The following is a 20277-nucleotide window of genomic DNA, read 5'->3' as shown; positions in this document are numbered from 1 at the left end:
TACGTTTTGTTGATTCATTGTTTAGAAATAATCGCTGAAATAGGCTTCCATATCAGGGATGATCGATTCCAGTAATGCCAGTGTTTCTGAATCGGTATTTAGTCGTTCCACACGCTCTAAGTAAGCCGGACGGCGGTAATTCATCAACAGACACGACAATGTCTGAATATCCAACTGGACCGCTTTTCCGATAGCTTCTCTTGAAACTACGATCTCCCCGTGATTATATTGGACACCAAAGATTCCGTTGTTCCAATCGGCAACTGGGTCGGATACAACAAAGTGAAAGGGTGTTTGGAAGGCTTCAAATGGGAAGTTTGTCAAAAACTGTTCAACATCGACGATCCGCGCCATGTAATAAGGCTCGATGGTTTCTTTGATTTGGCTATCATCCAAGTAGAAGGACAGGGGTTCATTTGAATAAATGTCTCCTTTGACCCAATAAACCATTGAGAAATGGGCAGAGATAAAATTCCATAGACCATTGCGGGCTTCTTGATTCAAGTAGAACATTTCCTTTACGTGGAAGACTTCTTCGGCTACCCAATAAAAAAGTACACCAGTCGGATGACCACTGGCATTGTAATAGACAGCCGCGGTGCGCTCTTCTTCATTTTCATAGCGCCAATACTCCTCCCAGTGAAAAGAGGTCCGCTGCAAGGCACCATGGTTGTCGCGGGAGAATTGGTTGTAGACAGTAAAGACATCAGGATCATCCACTTCTTTGCGCTCTACGATCCCAGGGACTTCTTTGGTTTTCGGAAGTTGGGTATCACGAATTTTGAAAGTCAGCTTGTCGGACATAATCTCCCAGCCTTTGCGACGATAGTAGGGCACATTGTATGGATAAAGGTAGGAGATCCATTGCTGATCTTCCCGCATCGTTTCTAAGGCAAGCTTAATCAAGTCTTTCATCAGGCCATGTCCGGCATATTCAGGGTAGGTCCCAACACCGGTCACTCCGCCCATTTTAATCAATTTACCGTGTATATTGACTTCACAAGGATAAACGGCGATTTGCGAGATCAATTTGTCTTCATTGAACCAACCAAAGACCTTGGAAAGTTCTAAAATCGGGCGCTTAGATTTGATCATTTCCCGTTTGCTCTCATAGCCGCTTTCTTCAATATCCGATTCAGTGATCTGAAAAACGTAGCTTAACAGTTCATTGAACTGATCAACGTCTTTTTCATCCACCGCTCGAATATGTAGATTTTGATGAAAATTATTGTCCATTCTTTCAACTCCAATTTATTTGCTAGCTCTAGTATAGCAAAACCTGAATGAATATGTCTAAATAACGGTTAAGAAAAATACTTTAACTATTGGCATTTCGTTGGTATAATAGAAAAGCTGACTAAAAGAAATGAGGAACGTATCCATGAACATAGAAGAAATGAAAAAACGACAGGAGAAGATTCGTAATTTCTCCATTATCGCCCATATCGACCATGGGAAATCAACATTGGCGGACCGTATTTTGGAACAAACCCATACAGTGACGTCACGGGAAATGCAAAACCAATTATTAGACTCCATGGATCTTGAACGTGAACGAGGAATCACGATCAAATTAAATGCCGTGGAACTTAACTATACCGCCAAAGACGGAGAAACTTACATCTTCCATTTGATCGACACTCCAGGGCACGTCGATTTCACCTATGAAGTTTCCCGCAGTTTGGCCGCTTGTGAAGGCGCCGTGCTCGTCGTTGATGCGGCTCAAGGGATCGAAGCACAGACATTGGCAAACGTCTACTTGGCGTTAGACAATGATTTAGAGATCCTACCAGTCATTAATAAAATAGACTTGCCAGCTGCCGATCCTGAGCGAGTACGAACAGAGATCGAAGATGTGATCGGTATCGATGCCAGTGAAGCTGTTTTAGCGAGTGCCAAAGCAGGTATTGGGATCGAAGACATTTTGGAACAAATCGTTGAGTATGTCCCAGCTCCAGCAGGTGATATTGAAGCACCGTTAAAAGCGTTGATCTTTGACTCCGTGTACGATTCCTATCGTGGGGTGGTCTTAAACGTCCGCATCATGGACGGGATGGTCAAACCAGGTGACAAGATCAAAATGATGAGTAATGGCAAGACCTTTGATGTCACAGAAGTCGGCGTCTTTTCACCCAAAGCCATTCAACGAGATGCGTTGATGGTGGGCGATGTTGGGTATATCACTGCTGCCATCAAGACTGTTAAAGATACCCAAGTCGGGGATACGGTGACTTTAGCCAACAATCCAGCAGAAGAAGCCTTAGCCGGTTATCGTCAAATGAATCCGATGGTTTATTGCGGATTGTACCCAATCGATACCTCACGTTACAACGACCTTCGAGAAGCATTGGAAAAATTACAATTGAATGATGCAGCATTGCAATTTGAACCAGAAACCTCTCAAGCATTAGGATTTGGGTTCCGTTGCGGCTTCTTAGGCTTATTACACATGGATGTCGTGCAAGAACGGCTAGAACGTGAATTTAACCTTGAGTTGATTACGACTGCACCATCCGTAATCTATCACGTCAACAAGACAGATGGCTCAATGGTCGTCGTTGATAACCCAGCAGAATTTCCTGAACCAGTCACGATCGACAACGTACAAGAGCCTTACGTCAAAGCACAAATCATGGTGCCTAATGATTACGTCGGTGCAGTAATGGAATTGTCCCAACGAAAACGGGGAGACTTTGTCACGATGGATTACTTGGATGATTATCGCGTAAACGTCGTTTATGAGATCCCATTATCGGAAATCGTCTTTGACTTCTTTGATAAATTAAAATCCAGCACCAAAGGGTATGCATCACTCGATTACGAAATGTCTGGTTACCGCACTAGCAAGCTAGTGAAGATGGACATCTTGCTGAATACTGAAAAAGTCGATGCGTTAAGCTTTATCGTTCACCGTGACTTTGCCTATGAACGCGGCAAAGCCATCGTTGAAAAACTGAAAAAACTAATCCCACGACAACAATTTGAAGTACCGATCCAAGCAGCCATCGGACAAAAAATCGTTGCCCGTTCCGACATCAAAGCCTTGCGTAAGAACGTATTGGCGAAATGTTATGGCGGTGACGTTTCTCGGAAACGCAAACTTCTGGAGAAACAAAAAGAAGGGAAGAAGCGGATGAAACAAATTGGCTCCGTCGAAGTACCGCAAGAAGCCTTCATGGCAGTTCTGAAGATGGATGAGGATGAACCGAAGAAATAAGGCTTTAGATAGAAAACACTGTTTTAAAAGTCGTATTCACTTTACTTATTTCACTACTCGGATTGTCTGCAAACATTTACGAAAAACTTCTTATTCGGTTCTTAAACAGAAAGTTATCGAATAGAAAGATACAACTGATAGTAAAGTTATAACCAGTTAGGCAGCGTCCCTAACTGGTTTTTCTTTATTTGGAAGATCAAGAACAGATGGATGTAATCGAGTATTTAAGTGATGCATTGCTATTATGTATTATTTATTGGAAGTCGAGATAGGATTTTCCCCTAATTGAGAACCCTCCACTAGACCACCTTCAAATCGTTTTCGGCTAGAATGAACCTAGAAAATGATTGGAGGGATAAAATGATCGATAAAAACACCAATGCAATAGAAGTGAAAGATCTGGTCAAAACATATGGAGAAAAACGTGCAGTAGACAATTTGAGTTTTGCTGTAGAGAAAGGAACGATATTTGGCTTGCTCGGTCATAATGGAGCAGGCAAATCAACGACGATCGATTGCCTTTTAGGTACGCAAAAATATGATTCTGCAGATATCACCTTGTTAGGCAAAGATCCAAGAAAAGAGCGAAAAAAGCTCTTTCAATATGTAGGGGTTCAGTTTCAAGAAGCAGCTTTTCAAAATCAGTTGAAGGTCAAAGAAATCTGTGAAATTACTCATTCCTTGTACGAAAAACCGATTGATTGGATGAGGACGTTGGATGAATTTGGTCTTTCAGCAAAAAAAAATTCGTTTTTAGCTACATTATCCGGCGGAGAAAAACAGAAGCTATGTATCCTATTAGCGATTATGGGGAATCCGGAGATCATCTTTTTAGACGAACTGACAACGGGTCTGGATCCTAAAGCAAGGAGAGAAGTTTGGCGATACTTGCTGATGCTTAAAGAAAAAGGTGTGACCATTTTCCTAACTTCACACTATATGGACGAAGTAGAAACTTTATGTGATCGAATTTTAGTCCTAAAAGAGGGCAAAGAAGTGGCAAGCGGTACAGTCGAAGAAATAGTATTGAAAAGCAAAAAAGACACACTTGAAGAAGCCTTTCTAACACTTATTGGGGAGGAATATTAAGATGAAGACATTTTGGTTACTTTATAAATCAGAAGCAAAACTGTCGATAAGAGAAATGTCCTCCATTATATTTGGCATTTTTGTTCCCCTTGGGATTGTTTGTCTTATGGGGGTTATGGATTCTAGTAATGACTCGCTGAATACAGCTTTTGTGTCCGTTTCGACTGTAGGGATTTGTTCAGCAGGTGTGATGGGGCTTCCTCTTGCATTATCTTCCTACCGTGAGCGAAAAATCTTGAAAAGATATCAGGTGACACCAATTAGTCCGATTCAATTACTTTTGGCTCATTTACTTTTTTGCTTTACGATCAGCATCGTGTCGATGTTGTTACTATTAGGCGTGCTAGTTGTTTTCTTTCAATTTTCTTACGTTGGCAACTGGCTGTACTTTATACCAGCGTATCTGTTAGTGATGATTTCCATTCATGCTATAGGTTTGATCGTTGCCAGCTTATCGCCTAGTGAGAAAGCAACCGGGGCGATAAATTCAGCAATTTTCTTTCCAATGTTTTTTTTATCAGGAGCGACAGTTCCTTATGAAATCATGCCGCAGGGATTGCAGAAAGTAGCGGATATTATGCCTTTGACGCAAGGCATCAAGTTATTAAAGACGGTTACGTTTCCAGAAGAAAATGGACTGCTTTATATGGTTTTATTGTTAACAGCTATTTCCATTATTGGTATTTTTATTGCGGTGCGCTATTTTAGATGGGAATAAGGATAATCGGTTATAGCCAGTTGTTTATATGTGAAAAATAGTTTGGATAAACTTTGTGCGAAGGCATGATTTGTTCTACTAAAAATTGAATGGAGTCTGTCCGATGAGTATCATAAGTATCTGAACAATAAGTTGAAAAACGAATAAAGTACGGTCTATTTTTATGCTAATAGAAAAAGTATTTGCAGAATTATCAAATTTTTATAGCTTAGACGATTGGTGAAAACTATCGTCTAAGATTGTAGACAAGGTTGAATTTAAAAAGACAGTAAATGTGCACCTATAATTACTCAATAGTAATCATTTAGTTTTACTTCTTATTAGCAATTCCAAATCAAAAATAATTGATTTGGAATTGCTAGTCATAAAGACCCATTGCCTAAATAAGAGGTAATAGCTGGATAACACTATTTAAGTAAATGCCACGTTTAAGAGTACTGAAAGTTTCACCATTCTCTACACATCTCAACATTGGGAATGTCTTTTTCCATGAGAATGAGCTAGAGATATTCTTTCAGTTAGAATAAAAACGACGATAAAAAAGGAGTTCAAGATGGACATACCAGTTTTGTTCGTCCTAAATAGAACTAGATGATGTATTTCATATGGATAGTATTTAAACGAGCTATCTTGTGGTATTTTAGTTCAACGATGATAGTATAGAAACGAAATAAAGATCTTTGACTATAGTCTAGGCCTTCTCCTACTATTTCGAGGATTAGACAATTAAGTCAGTTATCTTTTGTAAAAAAAGAAAAGAAATACTTTTGGAGGAAATTATGACTATTACAATTAGGCATGAAAAAGAAAAAGACCATAGAATAGTGGAAGAAATCACACGAGAAGCATTTTGGAATTTATATTTCCCAGGAGCAGTCGAACATTTACTTGTTCACAACATTAGAAAACATCCTGACTTTATCCCCGAGTTGTCCTTCGTTATTGCATTAGACAATGAGATCATCGGCAGCATTTTTTATACAAAAGCGAAAGTGATCGATAAGCATGGCGGAGTACATCCAATTATAACCTTCGGACCAGTAAGCATTTCGCCAGAGTATCAACGGCAAGGGTTTGGTCGCATGCTGATTGAGCACTCACTTGCTGAAGCGAAAAGACTAGGCTTTAATGCCATTATTCTTGGCGGCTTTACGTATCATTACCATCCATATGGATTTGTAGGAACAAAGAAATATAATATATCAATGCCTGATGGTAAATTTTATACTGGCGTAATGGCATTGCCTCTATTTGAAGGTGCATTAGATGGCATAAGCGGCAGTGTTCATTTTTCAGAAGCAATGTATCCATATGAATCCATCTTAAATGATTTTGACAAAACATTCCCACCAAAAGAAAAAAAAGTTCTACCACATCAATCAGACTTTGAAAAAGCTGTTAGTGAAATTGATACGTATGATTACTGATTGAAAATGAGAGAATCACTTTAAAAGAAAATTAGAAAAAGAACAAGCAATCTATTTTAAAATTTCCAAACCCTACACTAAACCACCAATGTACCCTTTCTTGATAAGATCATTGAGAAAGGGGAATTTATCATGTTAAATACGAAAGAAAATGAGCATTTAAAAGAAGTTATAACAAAAATTGAGAAAAAAATAAAACAAATTGATGGAACTGTCAATGCTAATGAACAAGCTTATAAAGATATCAAAAAATATACAGTTGACTATAAAAATGAATTAGACAAATATGAAGTTTACAATCACCAGCAAAACTTAAGTTTTATTGATAAGCGTAACAACTTTGAAACGAATATCAGTAAAAAGTTAGCGTATTTAAAAGGAGCACCTTACTTTTCAAAAATTAAGTTTCAGTTTGAGGATGACGAAGATGTAGAAAATTTTTACATTGGTAGGTACGGGTTTGCGGATGAATTTGGACAGCAGCTGATCTATGACTGGCGGGCACCGATTTCCTCATTATACTATGATTTTAGTTTAGGTTCTGCCTACTATGAGTCATTAGGGAAGAGATTTCATGGATACTTAAAAGGAAAGCGACAGTTTGAAATTGAAAATGGAGCGCTTAGAGTTGTTGTCGACACAGATGACACAGTAAACGATGAATTCTTGATGAATGAGCTGAGTAAAAACACTTCAAGTGAAATGAAGACCATTATCCACACGATTCAAAAAGAACAAAACGAAGTAATCAGAGATGTAAAAGCCAAGAACTTGATTATCCAAGGTGTTGCTGGTTCCGGAAAAACGTCTATTGCGCTCCATCGAATCGCTTATTTACTCTATCAAAAAAGAGAAGAACTACAGGCTTCAGATGTTTTGATTCTATCACCTAATGATGTTTTCTCCAGTTACATTTCAACTGTTTTGCCTGAATTAGGAGAAGACGAGCTAAATCAGCTTGAAATCACCCAGCTTGTCCAACCAATGGTCGAAGAAAAGTTAAAAGTAACTGATAAACAGGATGAAATAGATCAAATGATAGAAAAGCCAATGTCAAAAGAGGCAAAAACCTTTTTATATAAAAGATCTGAGAAATTCTTTTTGTCTTTGAAAAACCATATCCAACAGCTCAATAATAGATTATTTTCCGAAGATATTATCGTTGATCATCACTACACATTTTCAAAAAAAGAATTGGAAAAAGTAAATATTACTCTTTCTGAAAGTGCATTATTCGTTAGAACTAAGCAATTAGCACGGCAATTAAGTAAGATCGTGCCTGAAAATGACCAAAATCATATAAGCGAAGCAATAGAAAAAGAGTTGCTAAGCAGGTTGCAAATAACAACTAGCTTGAATGAGTACGTGAACTTCTTGACGTCAGAAAAGATTCCTTTTAATCAAAACAAAAATAAGATTGATTATGCAGATCTATTTCCATATCTCTATTTCAAAATGAACATTGAGGGAATCCTTCCCAACCGACAAATCAAACATATTGTTATTGACGAAATGCAGGATTATTCGCTGTTGCACTTTTATGTGTTGGATCGTTTGTTTCCTTGCCAAAAAACAATTTGTGGAGATGTCAATCAAGATTTACTGACATCGGAAATGAATTTTTTGGAGCGGCTACAAACCGTTGTTTCAAACAACCGTGTAGTCACATTCAATACCAGTTATCGGTCCAGCTATGAAATAATTAAATTTGCTAAACAATTTACGGCAAATAATGCACTTACTCCGATTGAACGTCATAATAAAGAAGTTGAGTTGAACTATATTGATCACCAACAGGAAAAACAAGAAAAGCTGACAAAAATAATAGAAAGATTTGAATCGTCAGCTCATAAAACCTGCGGCATCATTTGCCAAACTTGGGATGAAGTTGCTAAAATCGAAAAAAGCTTATCTTCTTATGAGGTCACTCGTTTTGGGAAGCAGTCTACAGCCATGACGGAAGGAATCATTGTCACGACGCCACAATATGCTAAAGGCTTGGAGTTCGACCAAGTTATCCTGACTGATATTAGGAAGGAACAATTATCATCAAAAAGCAATCTTTTGTATACAAGCTGTTCCAGAGCACTTCATGAATTAACACTTTTTATTTTGAACGATGGGGGAGAAACGGATGGAAACATATAAAACATCTGAGGTAGCAAAACTAGTGGGTTTTCATCCTAACACGATTCGACGCTATGAGGAATGGGAACTGATTCCTAAGCCTCAAAGAGCGAAAAATGGCTATAGAATTTACAATGAATATCATGTTGAATTGATAAGAACAGCAAAAGTTGCTTTTCAGGTCGAGGTGCTCCAATCTGGTTTAAGAGCAATGATGAGAGAGCTGATCAAAGCTTTGGCAAAATATGAATTTGCTTCAGCCACAGCATTGCTCCATGATTATGTATTGGCTATTGATCAAGAAATCGATGAGGCGAATGAAGCAATTCATATCGTTGAAGATATGATCAAAGGAACGACTGAAGAGGAAGACATTTCTTTAAAGCGGAGTGAAGCAGCTAAATACTTAGGCGTAACAACTGATGCGTTAAGAAACTGGGAGCTGAACGGCTTGTTATCGCTAAAGCGAAGTGAAAATGGGTATCGCATTTATGCAGCAGACGATCTAAAGCGATTAAAAATCATTCGTATATTACGCTCAGCAAAATATTCATTAGAAGCCATTTTGCGCTTACTTCATTCGATCGATCATCAAGAAGAACATGATGTAAGAGCTATTTTGAATAATCCTGAACCGTCAGAGGATATCATTTCTGTCTGTGATATGCTGATCCTCTCTTTAGAGAAGGCTAAAATGAATACAGCCGAACTAGCCAAATGTATCAATAATTTGAAAAAAGTTGCTGCAAAACGATTTGTTTAAAAATGACAAAGGAAATTTGTTTAAAAGGAGGAATTTCATTGAAAAAAGCCACTTGCTTATGCGGAAAAGTTTCTATCATTGTCAAAGATTTTCATTCGGAGATTAGTGCTTGTCATTGTTCCATGTGTCGAAAATGGGGGTCCGGGCCGTTTCTTTCTGTTTCAGCAGGAAGCGGTGAAGACATCACCATCACTTCTGAGGAATCAGTTACAAGATACAAATCCTCTGATTGGGCAGAGAGAGGATTCTGCAGAAATTGTGGATCCAATCTATTTTACTATCTTATTCCTACAGATTCTTATGACATTCCCATTGATTTGTTTACTGATGAAAGTGAATCCTGCTTAAAATTAGAAATATACTACGATCAGAAGCCTCATTATTATGATTTCGCCAACGATACCGATAAAAAAACAGAAGATGAAATTATGCTGGAGATACAAGAAAAATTTTTTGATTGAATGATCAGTATGTTGATAAATTAATGAAAAACACCGGCAAAAAAATAAAGATATTTATTTGAATTAGCAAGAAATAGAACCCATTTAGGTTTCCAATCGCTCACTCTTTCCTGAAATAAAAAAGAAACAAGACACTCTTTCTACGAAGTTGGGAAAATTTGACCAAAAGAAAAGTGGACTTCAAAAAAATAATTTTTCAAAAAGAGACTGAAGAGGCTTTTTTGAAAGGAGGAATCAGTGGTGATAAAAGACCAGCACCGATCGATTATTATAGAATTTCCACTTAGAGGGGAATGGCAAGCACCTACTACACCAGTAAAGAAAATCCCTAGTCACAGTACAAATCGTATGGGATTAAAATTTGCGTTTGATTTTGTGCAAGTTGATTGGGAAAATGCAAGAAAGCCGTTTTACAATACTAGTTTTACTAGGTATTTTTTCTTTGGAGTACCGTTAGATAAATGCTATGGTTGGGGGAAACCGATTTTTGCGCCTTGTGATGGTGAGATCGTAACGATTAGAGATGGTATTCCAGAACGTGCTGTTGTGCATTGGATAGTGGATTCGGCAATTGCTATAAAAAATGCTAACTCATTTAACGAGTATAATGACGACTTCAGTCAAATTGCCGGGAATTATCTGGTTTTAAAATGCCAAAATAATATCTATATGGCATTTGCACATTTATAAACGAATTCGATAAAAGGAGTAGTTGGTGATCGAATCAAAAAAGGAGAGAAACTAGGAAATGTTGGACATTCAGGTAACTCTACGTCCCCCCATTTACATTTTCAATTGATGGATAGCGCGGATATTGCTCAGTCGAATGGTTTGCCTTTTTTATTTGAAGAATATGAAGTCTATCGAAAGGGTGTTTGGGAATCAGTTTATAATCAGATACCAGCACATACAGATCGAATTCGCTTTTATAAAAAATGATTTCCTCATAACATAAACGTTTTTTTAATAATCAATGATTACTACTCTAGTCTTTACTTCGTTTAAGAGTATAGTAATATAGCTAGACATCTCTTAGATTGACTATTTAATAAATCAATTAATATGCAGGATCCATTCATAACCGTTTTAAGATGGATAATGACGAACCAAAAAAACTTTCTCTTTTGACGCATGGCATCTAGTGGCGTAGAAGGAGAGTACCTTCAAAATAGGGGGGTTCGAACAAAAGATAGCTAATGAAACTTCAAACGGTTGATTGTTATACCGTTCCGTTCTATGAAAGCTTGGCGATTGATAGATTTCTGATTTTAGACAGAACAGGACGATTTCGATAGACTGAAGATAGGAGAGGATTTGCGCATGAAGGCGTTGTATTTTAATGAATTCGGTGATTCAACTGTTTTAACATATGGGGATTTGCCTGATCCCGTCATTCAAGAAAATGAGCTATTGATAGAAATGATGTATATTGGTTTGAATTATGCAGATATTTATCGAAGAAAGGGCAGCTATCATATTGAATCCCGAAACCCTCTAATTAATGGCTATGAAGGTGTAGGGAAGATTATTCAAAAAGGAAGATCAGTCTCTAAGTTTCAGCTAGGGGAAACGATTCTTTTTGTGGATGTTCCTTTTGCTAATGCAGAATTGGTGGCTGTTCCTGAGAAAAATGCCATCCGTATTCCATCTAGTATACCACCTGAATTAGCAGCCAGTATTGGCCTGCAAGGGTTGACAGCTGATTTTTTAGCTCATGATCTTGGCAATAATGTGAATAATAGTAAGGTCTTCGTCCATGGGATAAGTGGTGGCGTCGGACAAATTTTATCGCAACTCTTAACCGCAGATGGCCTAGAAGTCTTCGGCGTCACTTCTTCGGAAGAAAAGCGACAACTGGCTTTAGACCAAGGAGCAAAACAAGTCTTTTTAAGAAACACAGAATGGCAAGAAACCTATACTTTTTTCTTTGATACCGTTTATGATGGCATTGGACATACATTAGCCGAAAGTGTCGACTTGCTCAAAAATAGAGGGAAGGTTATCTTTTTTGGCATGGCAGGCGGAAATCCGCCAGCGATCGACTTTATTCCCTTGTTATCAAAATCAAAAAGTATTTTGACCGGGGATCTCTGGGATTACTTAACAAGTTTTCAAGAGCGGGAGAGAAGAAGCACCCGACTATTTACTTACTTTAGCAAGAATCAAATTAAAATCAGTCAACCAACCATTTTTTCATTAGCTGACGGAAAAGCTGCCCATGATTATTTAGAATCTGGAAAAAGTGTCGGGAAAATTTTGCTGCAACCATAAGAAAGTAAAAAAGCTAAATGACTTTATCATAAAAGATACACCGAATGTTTGCTAATTCACTAAATCATCTTTTTATATAATCGATACTTCTCTTATGATAAATCTTTAAGGATAAAAATAAATGCAAAATGAATAGAATATTGCAAGAATCTAATGTTTTCTATTTCGTCAGTGAGAATAAGATAAAACTTTGTGATAAACAGTACATTTAATTTGAAAACATTTAATTACAGCAGTAAGATAAATATATCAAATACTTAAGGAGTGATATCTATGACAAACTATGAAGAAAAGGAAGCAAAAGCATTGGTAAAGATTGCAGAGGTTCTTGATAAGTTAGATGAGAATTTAGCTGAATTAGACACACTAGATGCAGACGCAAAAAAACATAGTATGAAGAAATGGATCGTTGAGAAAAAAGCGATTCATGAAATCAAAAAGATCGCACACGAAGCCGGTAAGTATGAAAAGTACGATGAACAAGCACTACAAAAAGAAATTGATGAAGTTGAGAAGTATATGTAATGAAAGATGATATTAATAAGCCCGTGCTCTTATGAGTGTGGGCTTATTTGTGTTAGTGCTTTTAAGGGTGTTTTATCTAGTATACAAATTTTATTAGAATTCATTAGGCGTATCGTCCAACTCTAGTACCATATTATACCAAGCAACACCTGCATGTTGTGATTCTGACAGTCCTTCTAGTTGATAGCCATGCTTTTTGTAATATGGAATCAATGATTCTAAACAAGTTAAGGTGATTCCTTTTCTATTTTGAAGACGACATTGTTGTTCAAGAACTGACAGTAGTTTACTACCAATCTGGCAGTTTCTATAACCAGGAGCGACAGCTAAGCTAAGAATACTTTGGTAGCCACCAAAAGGCTGATTAGGACGAGTACTTTCAAAAAGATCGTCAGAGAGATAACGTTTAGAAATAATGGGTCCTACAACGTAGCCGATCGGACAATCCTTTTCATTTACTGCCACAATAAAACTGTCACTTATTGTATGTATTCGATCCATCATCGCTGGTCTGGATGCTGCTTCATCCGCTGTAAATCCTGCATTTTCAATCTGCATGATTTGATCAATATCCTCTTCTTTTGGTGGTCTGAAGAAAACGTTCATTCCATCACTCCTATCCTATTTAGGATTAGTTTATCATATAATGATCCCTTTAAAATCCGTCTTACGTGCTTCTATTTTAGTTTTGCTTTTCTAACGTTTTTTACCATAAATGCGTTGACTTTTTCGTCGCATATTTGAGAAAATCCGAAAGATAAATGGAAAAGTTGTTAGACAAAATACTGTTTACGGCTTTTTAAGTGCTTTTGCAGGAATGACTTTTTGTGAGGGAGTTGTGAGAAAAGTGTAAAAATTAAGACAAGATATATCTGAATGCCTTGCCTTAAAGTCCACTTCAAGAAATATACTGAAACTACCATTACTTATGGAAGATGAAAGGAGCAATTCAATGAACAAATGGACAAAAGGACTTTTTCTGACAATGATTTTTCTAGCAGGATGCAGCAGTGATTCAATGAATGACGAGCCAGACATTGGTACAACGGAAACAAGTACTAGTGACACCGTTACGCAACAAATGAGAGAAGCAGGGATTGATGGGGAGGCCGATATTTTGATCGCCTACTTCACAAGACCAGAAAATTTAGAGCATGAACCAGCAGTCGAAGCAGTTTCTGGAAGTAGTTTTAATGTGATCGATAACACTTTAGTAGGAGATGTCCAAGTCATAGCAGAGATGATCGCTGAACAAACAGGAGGTGAGTTATTTTCGATTCAAACAGAAGTAGGTTACCCTAACGTTTACGATGAACATACAGCTTTTGCCACTAGAGAGGTGGAAGAAGATGCCCGACCAACATTGATGACTGACGTTGCCCAAATGACTGAAGTGGATGTTCTCTTTATCGGCTTTCCCGTTTGGTGGAACCGTGCCCCAAGAGCCGTGTTAACATTTCTTGAAGCCTATGATCTTACGGATAAACAAATTATTCCTTTTGCAACTCATGGGGGAAGTGGACTGACCAATAGTCAAAATGAACTTCAAACGTTGTATCCAGCGTATGACTTTCTTGAAGGCTTTGCAGCAAGAGCGGGAAGTGTTGAAGACGCTGAACCCAATCTGTTGAATTGGCTCGATGAACTTGGGTACTAGGAACATTACGGTTTAATAGATATTTCTTGACCGGCTAATAGTCCATTATGTTTTAAAACCAAAAGAAACATAATGTTATTATGGTAAACAAGTGTGTTTGACTCATGAATCCTATGAGAACGAGAAAATAGTATTCCTTCAAGTCATTGTAAGAATAATCATACCAAGATACTCATATAAACTATACCAAATGTCGCAAAAGTATATAGCTGATAAACCTGTTCGTTTGTGCGAACAATTTTTCATGTCATTCCATAAAACGATCCTCTTAAATTTCTGCAGTTTTATTCTTTTTTATTAGTATGATTCGCTGGAATAGCGATTCTTTGTTATTATTAGAAATGAATAGACCAAAAAGAAGGATGATTCTTTTCATTGCTAAGAGTTAAAATGTTGCAAAAAAGAGGAGGCGATTTAGTGGAATTTCGTTTATTAAAATATTTCTTCACGATTGCAGAGGAGGGAACGATCTCACAAGCCGCAGAAGTGCTCCACATCACCCAACCGACATTGAGCCGCCAATTAAAAGAATTAGAAGATGAATTAGGAACGGCTCTTTTCATTCGTGATAATCGTACAATGCTCTTAACGGAAGCCGGTCGTTTTTTAAAAAGCCGTGCCGAGGAGATATTGAGTCTAACGGATCAAACCATGCAAGAGTTTGAAGATCGTAAGAAACAGTTGTTTAGTGGTCATTTCACAATTGGCTGTGTCGAAGCAGATAATTCCGACACGCTTTCCTTGATGTTGGAAGAATTTATCAGTGACTTTCCAGATGTCCGCTTTCATATCCACAGTGGCACAGGAGATGATATCAACGAGCGTTTGGAGAAAGGCTTATTGGATTTGGCGATTTTGATCGAACCCATCGAAATCGAGAAATACGAAAAAATCGTTCTACCAAGAAAAGAAACTTGGGGCATACTAACATCGGCTGATTCTTTTCTCGCCCATAAAGAAGAGATTACACCAGAAGATATCAAAGGGGTGCCATTGCTAGTGTCAAGGCGTCCGGAAGTGCAGCAAATGTTCAGCCAATGGTCAACAATACCAATAGAAGAATTACCGATCGTTGGAACATATAACTTGATTTTCAATGTCTTTTCCTTAGTAGAAAACCATGTTGGATCGGCGTTGACCATCAGCGGAGCAGTCGGAGAACGGAGGGATGAAACGATCAAATTTTTGCCTTTAGTCCCTCAAATCGAAACCAGCTGTGTCCTGGTGTGGAAAAGAAATCGTGTGATGTCGCCTGTTGTGACGGCGTTCATTGCCCGCTTTCGTGAAGCTTTTGAATAATTGCATCCTAAAAGCCAAAAGAAGTGGAGTAATCCGCTTCTTTTTTCTTCCACCTCTCCCTATGCTTCATAAGCATAGGGACTTTTTATAGAAAGCATTATTCAAAGGCTCCGCTTTGCCTTACTATTAAATATACCAAGAAGTGAAACCAAGGAGGTGACAAAATGCCGGCAATACTTGTGTATTCACGAGCAGGAGAGAATCTTATTGAAGGGCAGCGAAAAAAGCTGATAGTGGGAAATACCCGGGTTCTAGCAGAGAAAATAGCAGATAAATTACAATGTCCGCTTTATTCTCTTGAACCGGCTTATCCTTACCCTCAAAGCTACCAAGCAATGGTCGAGCTAGCAAAAAAAGAAAAAGCGGCTAATGATTTCCCCCTCTATCAAGAGGTATCGGCAGCGTTTTTTAAAGAACGGGTTTTGTTTATCGGTTTTCCAAATTGGTGGGGCACATACCCGATGATCCTAGCGAGTTTTTTAAAAGATCATCGATTGGAAGGGAAGAGTATTTTTCCGTTTTGTACTCATGAAGGCTCAGGATTTGGCAACAGCCTAGAAGACTTTAAAAAGACTTGTCCTGAAGCAACTGTTTATCCTGGATTAGCTGTTCGTGGTTCAAGAGTAGCTAAAGCGGATATAGCTATTCGAAATTGGTTAAATCAGCATTTTATTAAAATAGATGAAGGAGTCGATCGATATGGTAAAGAAACAAACAGCAGGAAGAGATAACTTAGGCAAATTTGCGCCGAAATTTGCGCAACTGAATGATGATGTATTATTTGGTGAAGTTTGGTCACGTGAGGCAGAATTGGCTCCTCATACGAGAAGTTTATTGACGATATCTGCCTTGATTTCCGGTGGCAATTTTGAACAGTTGACTGCCCATTTAACGATTGGCAAGGAGAACGGGATCACTGTAGAGGAAATTGCAGAAGTAATCACTCATCTGGCTTTCTATGTTGGCTGGCCTAAAGCTTGGTCTGCTTTTAACATCGCCAAAACGGTTTATCAAGAAGAGCTAGCTGAATTGGAGGAAAAATAAATGTCAGAACTCGATGCAGTAAAAGAAGCAGGAATCTTTTCACTGGGCAACACAAATGACGCCTATGCACAATATTTTAGCGGTCAGAGTTACTTGAATCCTTTAGTAGCTGATCCAGCGATTCCAGTCAACGTTGGCAATGTGACCTTTGAACCAGGTTGCCGCAACAACTGGCATCGGCATATCGATGGTGGGTATCAATTGTTGTTGGTGACTTCAGGAGAAGGCTGGTACCAAGAAGCAGGGAAGAAACCGCAAAAACTTACTGTTGGTGATGTCGTAGTCATCAAGGAAGGGGTCAAACATTGGCATGGTGCAGCGAAAAATAGTTGGTTTGCCCATGTAGCGATTACTGCTGGTGCTTCAGAATGGTTAGAAGCAGTCAGTGATGAAGAATATGATCAGTTGCCTGACGCATAAAGGAGGAAAAAGGGATGAATCGAATCAAAGGAAAAGTCGTGATCATTACGGGTGCATCAAGCGGAATTGGTGAAGCAACAGCGTTACTTTTAGCAGAAAAAGGTGCCAAATTGGTTTTAGCTGCTCGGCGGAAAGAGAAACTAGCGGAGATTGTTACAACAATACGTGAGAAAAATGGAGAGGCTGTCTATAAGGAAACCGATGTGACCAAACCAGCGGATAATCAAGCGCTGATCGACTATGCAAAAGAGATCTATGGGAAAATCGATGTGATTTTCTTAAATGCGGGCATTATGCCTAGTTCTCCTTTGTCTGCTTTAAAAACAGAGGAGTGGGATCAAATGATCGATATCAATATCAAAGGGGTATTGCATGGTCTAGCTGCTGTTCTGCCAGATTTTATTTCCCAAAAATCTGGACAGGTGATCGCAACCTCTTCCGTAGCCGGATTAAAAGCATATCCGAACGCAGCAGTTTATGGGGCTACAAAATGGGCTGTGCGTAATCTAATGGAAGTTCTGCGGATGGAGTCGGCACAAGAAGGAACAAACATTCGAACTGCCACCATCTATCCAGCAGCGATCAATACTGAATTATTAGACACGATCACAGATGAAGCAGCAGCCAAAGGTATGAACGCATTATACAAAGAACATGGGATATCACCCGATCGAGTAGCCAATATCGTGGCTTTTGCGATCAACCAGCCAGAAGATGTCAATGTGAATGAATTTACCGTCGGGCCAACCTCCCAACCTTGGTAAATACGTAGGAGAAAATAAGCTTCCACTTGCATAACCAATACGCGAGTGGGAGCTTATTTTTATTTAGCCAAGATAAAATTCAATCAACGTTTTTGCAATTAGTTTCGTCATGGAATGACCTTTAGTAAAGCTTGAAGCTAAATAAATCGTCCGCGATAAGGGAATGTCCGTTAGTGAATGCAGAACAAAAGGTGCCTCATCTTCATAACCCCAAGTAATTTTAGGAAAGAACGTGATTGCTAGTTCTTTAGCTCTAGCGGATTATTTTTCTCGGGATTGTACCAATGAGACTGAAAAAAGGCTCCACATGCTGTTGGCGATCATCGCTACGCTGGACGATACGTGCATTTTATACCGCAGCAATCAAGAGGTACTGACACTGGTTCAGCAACTCGCACAAAACGCCAATTAACAAGCGTTGCCGAATCCAGCATTTCAGGCACTAGCAGCCTTCTGCCAGTCAGAAAATGTATCTCCCGGAGGCAGTGCGGATCTGTTGGCTGCCAGCTTCTTTTTGTTGTCCATCAACTCGATTTTACCCATAAAAGAAGGGGAGACCGTTTATCAATAAATCTTTTCCTTAGAAGAAAGGCAACGATTCTTCTAAGGATTTTTTGTTTCATTTTTTTACTCGTTTAAGAAAAATAAAATCTCTTGCTATTTGCATAGTTTAATGATTAGATAATTCTTAGGCACTACTGAAATGCTTCGTTGCTTCATTGCAACGAAAAAAAGGAGTTACAGATGAAATATTATAATGCTTTTCTTCAAAATCTTGTGTTGCGGCGCTGGACGGTCTTGTTTATGCTTGCGGGCATTCTTTTTTTGTTTCGCAGTATGATGACCATTCTTTTGCTGACCTTTATCTTTACGTATTTGATTTATCGGCTGGTTCTTTTGCTCCATCGAAAAAGCCGACTGCCCATCAAGCTTACGAGCATCCTGACTTACAGCTTGATTGTGTTCATTCTTTATTTAGTAGCAACAAATTATGTTCCCATCATCATCAAACAATCCGTCCAATTAGTCAATTCCGTTGCTGATTTCTACCAACGGACAGACTCCAATAATGAATTGATCGAATATGTCTTAAATTTATTGCAAACCAGTGAATATATTCAGAAATTACAAAGTGGCGTTTTAGTTGTGATCAATTATCTGTATAATTTCGGTGAACTGGCATTAACGGTGCTGATCTCATTTCTGCTTAGTTTCTTCTTTATGATCGATAACAAAAAGACCGTTGCGTTTTCTCAGCTGTTTTTGCAAGGGCGAGGGGCGTGGTTCTTTGAAGATGTTTACTATTTAGGAGCTAAGTTTACGCGGGCTTTCGGAAATGTGATTGAGACGCAGTTGGTGATCGCCTTAGTTAATACAGCAATCACTGTCTTCGCCTTAGCGGTGATGGGCTTTCCGCAACTATTGAGTTTGGCGTTGATGATTTTCTTTCTCAGCTTGATTCCTGTTGCTGGTGTGATCATCTCGTGTATTCCATTAACGTTTATTGCCTATTCTATCGGCGGATTTAATGATGTGATCTACATTTTACTGATCATTGTGTTTGTTCATGCGTTGGAATCCTATATCTTAAATCCCCGCTTGATGGCCAATAAAACAGAGATCCCGATGTTTTACACGTTTATTCTCCTGTATCTTAGCGAACACCTCTTTGGTTTGTGGGGCTTGATCATCGGGATCCCATTGTTCACTTTCTTTTTAGATTTAATGAATGTGAAAGAGATTCCGCGATTGCGTAAAAAAAACGATGACACCTTGCAGGACCAATAAAAATGATTGCTGTAAAGGATGCCAATTGATAGAAAAAACCATCTCTGCCGATGAAAGGCGAGATGGCTTTTTTATTTTGCAGCAATTTTTTTCGTAAAGGAGACAAAGCAGATTGCTGAAGAGGGGCTTTGAAATACGCTTGTTGCTGAATACCCTAACGAGTGATAAAAGTGAACCAGCTTGGGTTCTTGCAGGATCGTATTCAAACGTAACGTATCTGTTTGTACGTTCCTTTCAATCAAGGTCATTGCTTGTCTACCGATCCCACGGTTCTCGTAGGAGGGAAGAAGGGCGATGGAAGATAGCTTCGTCGTATGTTCCTGCTCAACCGTCAGTTTTAGGAAACCCACGATTTTCTGAGCGGTCATGATTAAATAATAAGTTGTATTCGACGCAGAAAACTTTGCGCTTAGCTTCTCGAAACTTTGTAAATAGGGAGAAGTTTCTCCGTCTTGATAACGGAGAAAGAGTGGCTTGAAGGCAACTTTTTGTATCAAGTAGATAGAAAGTACATCGGAAAGCTTCGCTTCTTTAAGCTGAATGAGCATGCACACCTCCATAAAAAGTCAGACATCATTTGTTGAAAGACATTGATTCGGTATAGAAGGTCCTGATGAAAAAGCCATCGAATAGCAGTCGTTCATTGGCTCGTTTCCGTTTTGATCCTTCCCTCAACCAGAGGTTCAAAAGCGAAGAGATCCGCAGGG

Annotated in this window: 21 protein-coding genes and 2 pseudogenes; 19 read left to right on the top strand and 4 right to left on the bottom strand. The window is 38.6% G+C overall.

The features are described 5' to 3' along the window. Positions 1-21 precede the first annotated feature (21 nt). A complete protein-coding gene (locus tag ENLAB_RS00965) occupies positions 22-1236 on the bottom strand; it encodes a GNAT family N-acetyltransferase (protein ID WP_140965655.1) in 1215 nt (404 codons plus the stop codon). A 145-nt stretch (positions 1237-1381) separates the two neighbouring features. Between ENLAB_RS00965 and lepA the strand changes: the two genes are divergently transcribed. The 11 genes from lepA to ENLAB_RS00915 all read left to right on the top strand — a co-directional run bounded on the left by lepA (position 1382) and on the right by ENLAB_RS00915 (position 12598). Beyond that, complete coding sequence (gene lepA / locus ENLAB_RS00960) at positions 1382-3217, top strand: translation elongation factor 4 (RefSeq protein WP_074535928.1); 1836 nt, start codon at positions 1382-1384, stop codon at positions 3215-3217. A gap of 360 nt (positions 3218-3577) precedes the next feature. Beyond that, on the top strand, positions 3578-4306 hold the full coding sequence (locus ENLAB_RS00955) for an ABC transporter ATP-binding protein (protein ID WP_140965654.1): 729 nt from the start codon (positions 3578-3580) through the stop codon (positions 4304-4306). A gap of 1 nt (position 4307) precedes the next feature. Continuing rightward, entirely contained in the window at positions 4308-5024 is a 717-nt protein-coding gene (locus ENLAB_RS00950; protein ID WP_140965653.1) for an ABC transporter permease, read from the top strand. Between the two features lie 779 nt (positions 5025-5803). Next, positions 5804-6451 carry a GNAT family N-acetyltransferase gene (locus ENLAB_RS00945; RefSeq protein WP_077453299.1) on the top strand — a complete coding sequence of 216 codons (648 nt, stop codon included), beginning with the start codon at positions 5804-5806 and terminating at the stop codon, positions 6449-6451. Positions 6452-6583: 132 nt separating this feature from the next. Beyond that, complete coding sequence (locus tag ENLAB_RS00940; RefSeq protein ID WP_244352229.1) at positions 6584-8599, top strand: HelD family protein; 2016 nt, start codon at positions 6584-6586, stop codon at positions 8597-8599. Continuing rightward, a complete protein-coding gene (locus ENLAB_RS00935; protein WP_195265100.1) occupies positions 8586-9341 on the top strand; it encodes a MerR family transcriptional regulator in 756 nt (251 codons plus the stop codon). Before ENLAB_RS00940 ends, ENLAB_RS00935 begins: the two co-directional genes overlap by 14 nt. Before the next feature lie 38 nt (positions 9342-9379). Beyond that, on the top strand, positions 9380-9802 hold the full coding sequence (locus ENLAB_RS00930) for a GFA family protein (RefSeq protein ID WP_185932359.1): 423 nt from the start codon (positions 9380-9382) through the stop codon (positions 9800-9802). A 240-nt stretch (positions 9803-10042) separates the two neighbouring features. Beyond that, the gene (locus ENLAB_RS00925; RefSeq protein WP_244352228.1) at positions 10043-10492 is read left to right on the top strand and encodes a hypothetical protein; all 450 of its coding nucleotides are present in this window, start codon (positions 10043-10045) and stop codon (positions 10490-10492) included. A gap of 9 nt (positions 10493-10501) precedes the next feature. Further along, the gene (locus ENLAB_RS16860) at positions 10502-10741 is read left to right on the top strand and encodes a M23 family metallopeptidase (RefSeq protein ID WP_369522132.1); all 240 of its coding nucleotides are present in this window, start codon (positions 10502-10504) and stop codon (positions 10739-10741) included. A 381-nt stretch (positions 10742-11122) separates the two neighbouring features. Further along, entirely contained in the window at positions 11123-12073 is a 951-nt protein-coding gene (locus ENLAB_RS00920; RefSeq protein WP_244352227.1) for a zinc-binding dehydrogenase, read from the top strand. 273 nt (positions 12074-12346) lie between these two features. Next, positions 12347-12598 (top strand): hypothetical protein, encoded by a 252-nt coding sequence (locus ENLAB_RS00915; RefSeq protein ID WP_096742733.1) that lies wholly within the window; start codon positions 12347-12349, stop codon positions 12596-12598. Between the two features lie 93 nt (positions 12599-12691). Here the strand turns inward: ENLAB_RS00915 and ENLAB_RS00910 are convergent, their stop codons facing one another. Continuing rightward, positions 12692-13204, bottom strand: a complete 513-nt coding sequence (locus ENLAB_RS00910) for a GNAT family N-acetyltransferase (protein ID WP_216681750.1) — start codon at positions 13202-13204, stop codon at positions 12692-12694. Positions 13205-13550: 346 nt separating this feature from the next. On the opposite strand from ENLAB_RS00910, the gene ENLAB_RS00905 reads away from it, so the two are divergent. The 6 genes from ENLAB_RS00905 to ENLAB_RS00880 all read left to right on the top strand — a co-directional run bounded on the left by ENLAB_RS00905 (position 13551) and on the right by ENLAB_RS00880 (position 17782). Continuing rightward, a complete protein-coding gene (locus tag ENLAB_RS00905; RefSeq protein ID WP_244352226.1) occupies positions 13551-14255 on the top strand; it encodes a flavodoxin in 705 nt (234 codons plus the stop codon). Positions 14256-14672: 417 nt separating this feature from the next. Next, positions 14673-15554, top strand: a complete 882-nt coding sequence (locus ENLAB_RS00900; RefSeq protein ID WP_244352224.1) for a LysR family transcriptional regulator — start codon at positions 14673-14675, stop codon at positions 15552-15554. Between the two features lie 164 nt (positions 15555-15718). Then, positions 15719-16285, top strand: coding sequence for a flavodoxin (locus tag ENLAB_RS00895; RefSeq protein ID WP_077453315.1), 567 nt, complete (start codon positions 15719-15721; stop codon positions 16283-16285). Further along, on the top strand, positions 16254-16598 hold the full coding sequence (locus ENLAB_RS00890) for a carboxymuconolactone decarboxylase family protein (protein ID WP_142425460.1): 345 nt from the start codon (positions 16254-16256) through the stop codon (positions 16596-16598). The genes ENLAB_RS00895 and ENLAB_RS00890 overlap by 32 nt, the downstream gene beginning before the upstream one ends. Beyond that, on the top strand, positions 16599-17018 hold the full coding sequence (locus ENLAB_RS00885) for a cupin domain-containing protein (RefSeq protein ID WP_096742727.1): 420 nt from the start codon (positions 16599-16601) through the stop codon (positions 17016-17018). Positions 17019-17032: 14 nt separating this feature from the next. Next, positions 17033-17782 carry an SDR family oxidoreductase gene (locus ENLAB_RS00880; RefSeq protein ID WP_216681746.1) on the top strand — a complete coding sequence of 250 codons (750 nt, stop codon included), beginning with the start codon at positions 17033-17035 and terminating at the stop codon, positions 17780-17782. A gap of 63 nt (positions 17783-17845) precedes the next feature. Here the strand turns inward: ENLAB_RS00880 and ENLAB_RS16915 are convergent. Next, positions 17846-18025 (bottom strand): annotated as a pseudogene (locus ENLAB_RS16915) (LysR family transcriptional regulator); the annotation flags it as partial. Between ENLAB_RS16915 and ENLAB_RS00875 the strand changes: the two are divergent. Both ENLAB_RS00875 and ENLAB_RS00870 read left to right on the top strand, forming a co-directional pair. After that, positions 18015-18353: pseudogene (locus ENLAB_RS00875) on the top strand (triphosphoribosyl-dephospho-CoA synthase). The pseudogenes ENLAB_RS16915 and ENLAB_RS00875 overlap by 11 nt on opposite strands. Before the next feature lie 173 nt (positions 18354-18526). After that, the gene (locus tag ENLAB_RS00870) at positions 18527-19570 is read left to right on the top strand and encodes an AI-2E family transporter (RefSeq protein ID WP_244352222.1); all 1044 of its coding nucleotides are present in this window, start codon (positions 18527-18529) and stop codon (positions 19568-19570) included. Positions 19571-19641: 71 nt separating this feature from the next. Here ENLAB_RS00870 and ENLAB_RS00865 read toward each other — a convergent pair whose 3' ends face one another. Further along, entirely contained in the window at positions 19642-20118 is a 477-nt protein-coding gene (locus ENLAB_RS00865; protein ID WP_244352220.1) for a GNAT family N-acetyltransferase, read from the bottom strand. Between the last annotated feature and the right edge of the window lie 159 nt (positions 20119-20277).

This window comes from Enterococcus innesii (assembly GCF_022846515.1).
Classification (GTDB): domain Bacteria; phylum Bacillota; class Bacilli; order Lactobacillales; family Enterococcaceae; genus Enterococcus_D; species Enterococcus_D innesii.
Note: the sequence above shows the minus strand (reverse complement) of the source record. Positions and strands in the feature narration are given on the sequence as shown.